The sequence below is a fragment of the Mycobacterium sp. genome, assembly GCF_049281135.1.
Taxonomy (GTDB): Bacteria; Actinomycetota; Actinomycetes; order Mycobacteriales; family Mycobacteriaceae; genus Mycobacterium.
Genome location: NZ_JBAPRN010000636.1, coordinates 1 through 7,333, shown reverse-complemented (window position 1 = coordinate 7,333; position 7,333 = coordinate 1). Strand labels below are relative to the sequence as shown.

At 64.8% G+C, this 7,333-nt stretch carries 7 protein-coding genes and 1 riboswitch; of the genes, 3 read left to right on the top strand and 4 right to left on the bottom strand.

Annotated elements, in window-relative coordinates:
- Both WAN02_RS25195 and WAN02_RS25190 read left to right on the top strand, forming a co-directional pair.
- Positions 1 to 526, top strand: a 526-nt coding sequence (locus WAN02_RS25195; protein ID WP_422267515.1) for a DUF222 domain-containing protein, incomplete at its 5' end; no start/stop codon positions are given.
- Positions 527 to 730: 204 nt separating this feature from the next.
- Positions 731 to 1,213 (top strand): nitroreductase/quinone reductase family protein, encoded by a 483-nt coding sequence (locus WAN02_RS25190; RefSeq protein WP_422267513.1) that lies wholly within the window; start codon positions 731 to 733, stop codon positions 1,211 to 1,213.
- Between the two features lie 339 nt (positions 1,214 to 1,552).
- On the opposite strand, the gene WAN02_RS25185 is transcribed toward WAN02_RS25190, so the two are convergent.
- Genes WAN02_RS25185 through WAN02_RS25170 form a run of 4 tightly spaced genes read right to left on the bottom strand, consistent with a single transcriptional unit; the run spans position 1,553 to position 5,143 of the window.
- Positions 1,553 to 1,879, bottom strand: coding sequence for a DUF732 domain-containing protein (locus WAN02_RS25185; protein ID WP_422267511.1), 327 nt, complete (start codon positions 1,877 to 1,879; stop codon positions 1,553 to 1,555).
- 30 nt (positions 1,880 to 1,909) lie between these two features.
- Positions 1,910 to 2,641, bottom strand: coding sequence for a class I SAM-dependent methyltransferase (locus WAN02_RS25180; RefSeq protein ID WP_422267509.1), 732 nt, complete (start codon positions 2,639 to 2,641; stop codon positions 1,910 to 1,912).
- Positions 2,638 to 3,786, bottom strand: coding sequence for a homoserine O-acetyltransferase MetX (gene metX / locus WAN02_RS25175; protein WP_422267507.1), 1,149 nt, complete (start codon positions 3,784 to 3,786; stop codon positions 2,638 to 2,640). The genes WAN02_RS25180 and metX overlap by 4 nt, the downstream gene beginning before the upstream one ends.
- A 10-nt stretch (positions 3,787 to 3,796) precedes the next feature.
- Complete coding sequence (locus WAN02_RS25170) at positions 3,797 to 5,143, bottom strand: bifunctional o-acetylhomoserine/o-acetylserine sulfhydrylase (RefSeq protein ID WP_422267517.1); 1,347 nt, start codon at positions 5,141 to 5,143, stop codon at positions 3,797 to 3,799.
- A 115-nt stretch (positions 5,144 to 5,258) separates the two neighbouring features.
- Positions 5,259 to 5,378, bottom strand: a riboswitch (SAM riboswitch).
- A 204-nt stretch (positions 5,379 to 5,582) separates the two neighbouring features.
- Between WAN02_RS25170 and WAN02_RS25165 the strand changes: the two genes are divergently transcribed.
- A partial coding sequence (locus WAN02_RS25165; RefSeq protein WP_422267505.1) for an NADP-dependent isocitrate dehydrogenase occupies positions 5,583 to 7,333 on the top strand: 1,751 nt, incomplete at its 3' end.

The window sequence follows — 7,333 nt, the reverse complement described above, 5'->3', positions numbered from 1 at the left end:
GCACAACGGCTTACCGACCTCCATCATCGTCACCACCACCCTGCACGAACTCGAGGCGGCTGCGGGTCGCGGGCTCACCGGCGGCGGCACCCTGTTGCCGATGTCCGATGTCATCCGACTCGGGTCGCACGCCCACCACTATTTGGCGATTTTCCACAACGGCAACGCGTTGGCGCTCTATCACACCAAGCGCCTCGCCTCACCGGCCCAACGACTCGTGCTGTACGCCAAAGATCGCGGCTGCACCTTCCCGGGCTGCACCGTGCCCGCCTACCTGTGCCAGGCCCACCATTGCGACCCCTACGCCACCAACCCCGTCACCGACGTCAACCAGCTCGCCCTGGTCTGTCACCCCAACCACCCACTCGCCGAACACGGCTGGGTCACCCGCAAAAACAGCCGCGGCGACACCGATTGGATCCCACCCGCCCACCTCGACCACGGCCAACCCCGCACCAACACCTACTGGCACCCCGAAAAACTCCTGCGAGACGACGATGACGACGAGCACGATCGGGCGGTCTAAGCCGGGCGGCGTCTCCAGTCTGGAACTGTCGACCTGATCGCTGCGTAGAGCGAGGCGGAACCGCTGTGGACATCGGCTGGGAGAACCCTGCCCGCCTGCACCCGGCTATCCTCCCGGTCAGGATTCGAACCTTCTCTAGCCTGGGATTCCGTCTAAAGCGCGTGACCGAACATGCATCGGGGACAGAGAGCATATGCTCCGGCCATGGGTCTTTACGACCGCTGGCTTAATTGGTTCATGCGCACCCATGTTGGTGTCTGGGTGGCAATGCACGTGGCCAATCCGATCGACAAGCGTTTGATGCGGTGGTCGAAGGGGTCGCTGAACTTTACTTCTGGCAGTGTCTTCGGGGGTCACTCGATGCTGCTGCGTTGCACGGGGGCCCAGAGCGGGAAGGTCCGTGACGTTCCGGTGTTTGCGTTTGAACATCACGGCGGTTGGGTCTTGATCGCGTCGGCGGGCGGCCAGGAACATAACCCGGCCTGGTACCACAATCTGAAAGCACACCCACGGTGCGCTCTGCTTGTTCCGCACCGTGGTGAGATTTCGTACGTAGCTCATGAGGCCGAAGGTGACGAGCGCGAACGGGCCTGGAAGGCGGCCAACGCCGGGTACTCCGGGTACGCGGTGTATCAGCAACGTACTCAGCGCTCCATCCCGGTGATGGTCTTGCGCCCCGACAAATAACAGTGCATCGCGTCAACATTCTTGCCAAGGACCGTTGCTGCTCGTTTCCCTAACTTGCGCGGTGCCGGCTATCTATGCGAGGCCCGTCGCGTCAACCACTGGGCCCACACCCACGTCACCGACATCAACGACGCCTGATGATCAGCTCACGGAGTTGGGTCTCGATCCGTCGCGTTAGCCATCCCGCGCAGTAGACGTTGAAGTTCCACCCCGCCTCTAGAGGGTACTTAAGGGATTCGTGGCCAACCCCGCACCAACACCTACTGGCACCCCGAAAAACTCCTGCAAGACGACGATGACGACGAGCCAGAGTGAGTTGACGCTGCTTCGATCAACCGCCTAATACGGCAGGACTGTCGGCACCAGCGTCGCCTTGTCGAGACAGAAGTTCGATAAAGCCGCGCCGATGACCAGCGCGGACAGATGCATGTTCAGGCCGCTCGCGCTGTTCTCCTGGTTCACTGCTGCCACCAGCGGATCGAAGCCGACTACGGGAAGCCGGTCGCACAGTTGCCGGCCGTACGCGGCTGAGGCCGCGGGGCTACCGTCCGGAACGCCCACCGAATGAACGCCGTACAGATACGCGTTGTCGTTTTCGTCAGCATGGGCCAGCGGTGCAGCGCTCATCGCCAGCACACAACCGAGCACGAGCGATGTCAGTTTCACACCACGAACCATAGCGGCGATCGGGCGACGTCAAGACAATGTCGCGCGGACGCACACCGTCACGTAAGGCAGCGACAGGCCACCGGCGTTCGCCAGCGCCGGATGGGTTGCTAGCAGCTCGCGTACCTGATCCAAGGTCTTGGTGCGCACCTGTGTCGGCGAGGTGATGCAGTAGCTGCGCGACGCAACCAAATCGATGAGTGCTTGCGGCGTAAGGTAATTCGTCCACTCGACCTGGTGACGCTGCACATCGGTGAACGGCTCCGGCAGGGTCACGTGATCGCGCATCGGGTCGCCGTCGCGGCCGATGATGCGGCCTAGCTCCCGCACCCAGCCGAGCCGCTCGTCGCGGGTGTTCCACACCAAACCGAGTCGCCCGCCGGGTCGCAGCACCCGGGCCAGCTCAGGAATCGCCCGCGCCGGGTTGAACCAGTGCCACGCCTGCGCGACGAGTACGGCGTCAACACTGTTGTCCGCCAGTGGGATTTCCTCCGCGGTGCCGAGCAGCGCGGGTGTTTCCGGCAGCGACGTGCGCAGCATCTCCAGCATCTCGGCGATGGGGTCGACGGCGATGACGTCCAGCCCGCGTTCCACCAGCCGGGTGGTCAGCTTCCCGGTCCCGGCGCCGAGGTCGAGCACGTCGCGGGCACCGGGCGGCAGCAGCCAGTCGATCGCATCCGGCGGATACGACGGACGGCCGCGCTCGTACGCGGCCGCTTCAGAGCCAAACGACAATGAGCGGGCCTGTGAGGACTGAGTCACCGCGGACACGCACCCTTAGCGGCCGCCAAATCGAGGGTTTGGCGGACCAGTTCACCGACGGCTTCGGTTTCCACCAGGAAGCCGTCGTGCCCGAATATCGAGTCGACCACCTGTAGCCGGTCGCAACCGGGCAGCAGTTCGGCCAGTTCCTCTTGCAGCCGCAGCGGGTAGAGCCGGTCAGAGGTGATTCCGCCGACCACGGCCGGCACCGGACAGCCACGCAGCGCGGCCGCGACACCCCCGCGGTTCCGCCCGACATCGTGACTGGACAGCGACTCGGTGAGCACCACGTAGCTGCCGGCGTCGAAGCGCGACACCAGCTTGCCGCCCTGATGCTCCAGGTAGCTCTGCACCGCGTAGCGGCCACCGGACGTCGGATCCGCTGGATTTTCCCCGCCCTGCGGTCTATTGGCGAAGCGGGTGTCCAGCTCGCCCTCGCCCCGGTAGGTCAGATGCGCGAAACGGCGGGCGATCTCCAGACCGGCGTCGGGGGTACGTCCGGTGCCGTAATAGTCACCGCCCCGCCAGTGCGGGTCGGCCTTGATGGCCGCGATCTGGGTGCACTGGGTGCCGATCTGATCGGCGGTGGCACGCGCACCCACGGCCAGCAGCAGACCGGCGCCGACCCGATCCGGATAGGCGACCATCCACTCCAACGCCCGCGCGCCACCCATCGACCCGCCGAGCACCGCGGCGACTTCGGTGATGCCCAGCGCCGCCAGCGCTGCCACGTCGGCGTCGACCTGGTCCCGGATCGATATCGCCGGAAACCTTGAGCCCCAGGGCTTTCCGTCGGATGCGAACGAGCTCGGGCCGGTGGAGCCGCGACAACCGCCCAGCACGTTGGTGGCCACCGCGCACCAGCGGTTGGTGTCGATCGGCGCGCCCGGACCCGCGATCCCGTCCCACCAGCCCAGTGTGGGATGCCCGGGTCCGGGAGGTCCGGTGATGTGCGAGTCGCCGGTCAGCGCATGCAGGACCACGACGACGTTGTCGCGGGTCGGCGACAACTCGCCCCACCGCTGCACCGCGATGCTGACGTCGTCGAGCACCACACCGCTTTCCAGCGTCAGCGAGCCGACGTCAACATTGCCGACCTCACCTTCGGCAGGCAGCGTCTGCGTCGGGACGTCAGAGATTGTCACCTGCGGCTCCTCAGAACGCCGCCACGGCGTGCGGATCGCCGGCATGCGTGTGAGCTGCGGCGAAGCCGAGCTCGAGGTCGGCCAGGATGTCGTCAATGCCCTCAATACCCACCGCCAGCCGCACCAAACCGGGGCGCACCCCGGTGGACAGCTGCTCGGCGGGGCTGAGCTGGGCGTGGGTCGTCGATGCCGGGTGGATCACCAGCGAGCGCACGTCACCGATGTTGGCGACATGGCTGTGCAGTTTCAGTGCGTCGACGAACGCCTTACCGGCAACCACGCCGCCGGCCAACTCGAAGGCCAGCACAGCGCCGGTTCCCTTGGGCGCCAGCTTCTTTCCCCGCTCGTACCACGGCGAGTCGGGCAGCCCGGCGTAGTTGACCGACAGCACGTCGTCGTGACCGGCGAGGTATTCGGCGACCCGCTGCGCGTTGGCGACGTGGCGCTCGACCCGCAGACTGAGAGTCTCCAGGCCCTGGGCAACCAGGAACGCGTTGAACGGCGACGCCGCCGAACCCAGATCGCGCAGCAGCTGCACGCGGGCCTTCAGCGCAAACGCGGGCGGACCCAGCTCGGCGTACACCATGCCGTGGTAGCTGGGGTCCGGCGTGGTGAAGCCGGGGAAGCGTCCCTGGGTCCAGTCGAAGGTGCCGCCGTCGACGATCACCCCGGCGATTGCGGCGCCGTGGCCGCCGAGGTACTTGGTGGCCGAGTGCACCACGATGTCGGCGCCCTGCTTGATCGGCTGGATCAGGTATGGGGTGGCGATGGTGTTGTCGACGATCAGCGGCACACCATGCTCGTGGGCCACCGCGGAGACGCCGGGGGTGTCCAGGATGTCGATCTGCGGGTTGGAGATCGTCTCGGCGAAGAACGCCTTGGTGTTGGGGCGCACCGCGGCCCGCCACGAATCCAGGTCGTCGGGATCTTCGACGAAGCTGACCTCGATGCCGAGCTTGGGCAGCGAGTAGTGGAACAGGTTGTACGTGCCGCCGTACAGCCTGGGACTGGACACGATATGGTCCCCCGCGCCGGCGACATTCAAGATTGCGAACGTCTCGGCGGCCTGACCCGACGACAGGAACAGCGCGGCCACTCCGCCCTCCAGGGCGGCGATCCGCTGTTCGACGACGTCGGTGGTCGGGTTGCCGATCCGGGTGTAGATGTTGCCCGGCACCTCCAGCCCGAACAGCGCCGCGGCGTGTGAGGTGTCGTCGAAGACGTAGGAGGTGGTCTGGTAGATCGGCAGCGCACGGGCGCCGGTGGCCTGGCAGGGCTGCTGACCTGCGTGGACCTGCTTAGTCTCGAATGACCAGTGCGCGGTCGGATCGGCCTCGGCTTCGTGATCAGGGGTGATATCAGAACTCACTGTCGAATGCTTTCCGGGAAGCAATGTCAGCGACGCACGATGGGTCGGCCCACGTGGGTACGCGTCAGGTTTCCCTGTCTACTCCTGGGGGCCCATCACGGCGGACCCGCGCTTGCCGCGTAGCCGCTGCTGGCTACGAAACCTGGTTATCACCCGGGGCACCCCACCGCGGTTGGAGGGTTGCCGGCCAGCAAGCCGGGGCTTGACGCTGGCGCTCATGACCAAAACGAAGCTTAGCTCATCAAGGCGATCACGTGCCAGCGACCACCGGGTGCACCCACGGAAGCGATCGCTTGGAGCACATCCCGGGTACCCGTTCAGCCTGGCCCAGATCGAGGACGACATCAGCCAAAACACGCTTGATAACGTGGCAGCCAGATTCACCGCGAACCCCCGTCAGGATCTAACCGATACCGGGAGAAACACCGTGAGCGCCGACCAGCCGACCATCATCTACACGCTGACCGATGAGGCGCCGCTGTTGGCGACCTATGCCTTTCTGCCAATCGTGCGGGCGTTCGCCGAACCGGCGGGCATCACAATCCAAACCAGTGACATCTCGCTGGCGGCGCGGATCCTGGCCGAATTCTCCGACTACCTGACCGACGAGCAACGCGTGCCGGACAACCTGGGTGAGCTGGGCCGGCTGACCAACGAGGCCGACACCAACATCATCAAGCTGCCCAACATCAGTGCGTCGGTGCCGCAGCTGGTGGCCGCGGTCAAGGAACTGCAGGGCAAAGGATTCAAGATCCCCGACTACCCGCAGAGTCCGAAAACCGACGAGGACAAGGAAATCCGCGACCGCTACGCCAAATGTCTTGGTAGTGCGGTGAACCCCGTTCTGCGACAGGGCAATTCGGATCGCCGAGCGCCGAAGGCGGTCAAGGAGTACGCGCGCAAACACCCGCACAGCATGGGGGAGTGGTCGCAGGCGTCGCGCACACACGTCGCGACCATGAAGCACGGTGACTTCTACCACGGCGAGAAGTCGCTGACATTGGACCGCGCGCGCGACGTGAAGATGGAGCTGAAAACCAAGAGCGGCAAGACGATCGTGCTCAAGCCGAAGGTATCGCTGCGGGACGGCGACGTCATCGACAGCATGTTCATGAGCGTGAAGGCGCTCTGCGACTTCTACGAGGCGGAGATCGAGGACGCCTACAAGACCGGCGTGATGTTCTCACTGCACGTCAAGGCGACGATGATGAAGGTCAGCCACCCCATCGTCTTCGGCCACGCCGTCAAGATCTTCTACAAGGACGCCTTCGCCAAGCACAAGGAGTTGTTCGACGAACTCGGTGTCAACGTCAACAACGGACTGGTCGACTTGTACAACAAGATCGAGACCCTGCCCGCGTCACTGCATGACGAGATCGTCCGCGACCTGCACGCCTGCCACGAGCACCGCCCCGAACTGGCTATGGTCGATTCGGCCAAGGGAATCAGCAACTTTCACTCACCCAGCGATGTAATCGTGGATGCGTCGATGCCGGCGATGATCCGCGCGGGCGGCAAGATGTACGGTGCCGACGGTCGGCAGAAGGACACCAAGGCCGTCAACCCCGAGTCCACATTCTCCCGCATCTATCAGGAGATCATCAACTTCTGCAAGACGCACGGACAGTTCGACCCGACAACAATGGGCACCGTGCCCAACGTTGGCCTGATGGCACAGCAGGCCGAAGAATACGGGTCGCACGACAAGACGTTCGAGATCCCCGAAGACGGTATCGCCGACATCGTCGACCTCGAGACCGGCGAAGTGCTGCTGACACAAAATGTTGAGGCCGGCGACATTTGGCGGATGCCCATCGTGACCGACGCGGCGATCCGCGACTGGGTCAAGCTGGCGGTCACCCGGACGAGGAACTCTGGCATGCCGGTGGTGTTCTGGTTGGATCAGGAGCGTCCGCACGAGTACGAGCTGCGCAAGAAGGTCAACACCTACCTCGCCGACCACGACACCGAGGGCCTCGATATCCAGACCATGTCGCAGGAACGCGCGATGCGGCACACGATCGAGCGCGCCATCCGCGGGCAAGACACCATCGCCGCCACCGGCAACATCCTGCGCGACTACCTCACTGACTTGTTCCCGATCCTAGAGCTGGGCACCAGCGCCAAGATGCTGTCCATCGTGCCGCTGATGAACGGCGGTGGCCTGTTCGAAACCGG

Excerpts from the sequence above, each read along its gene's own strand:
- WAN02_RS25190 (WP_422267513.1), top strand. The coding sequence starts at position 731 with ATGGGTCTTTACGACCGCTGGCTTAATTGGTTCATGCGCACCCATGTT.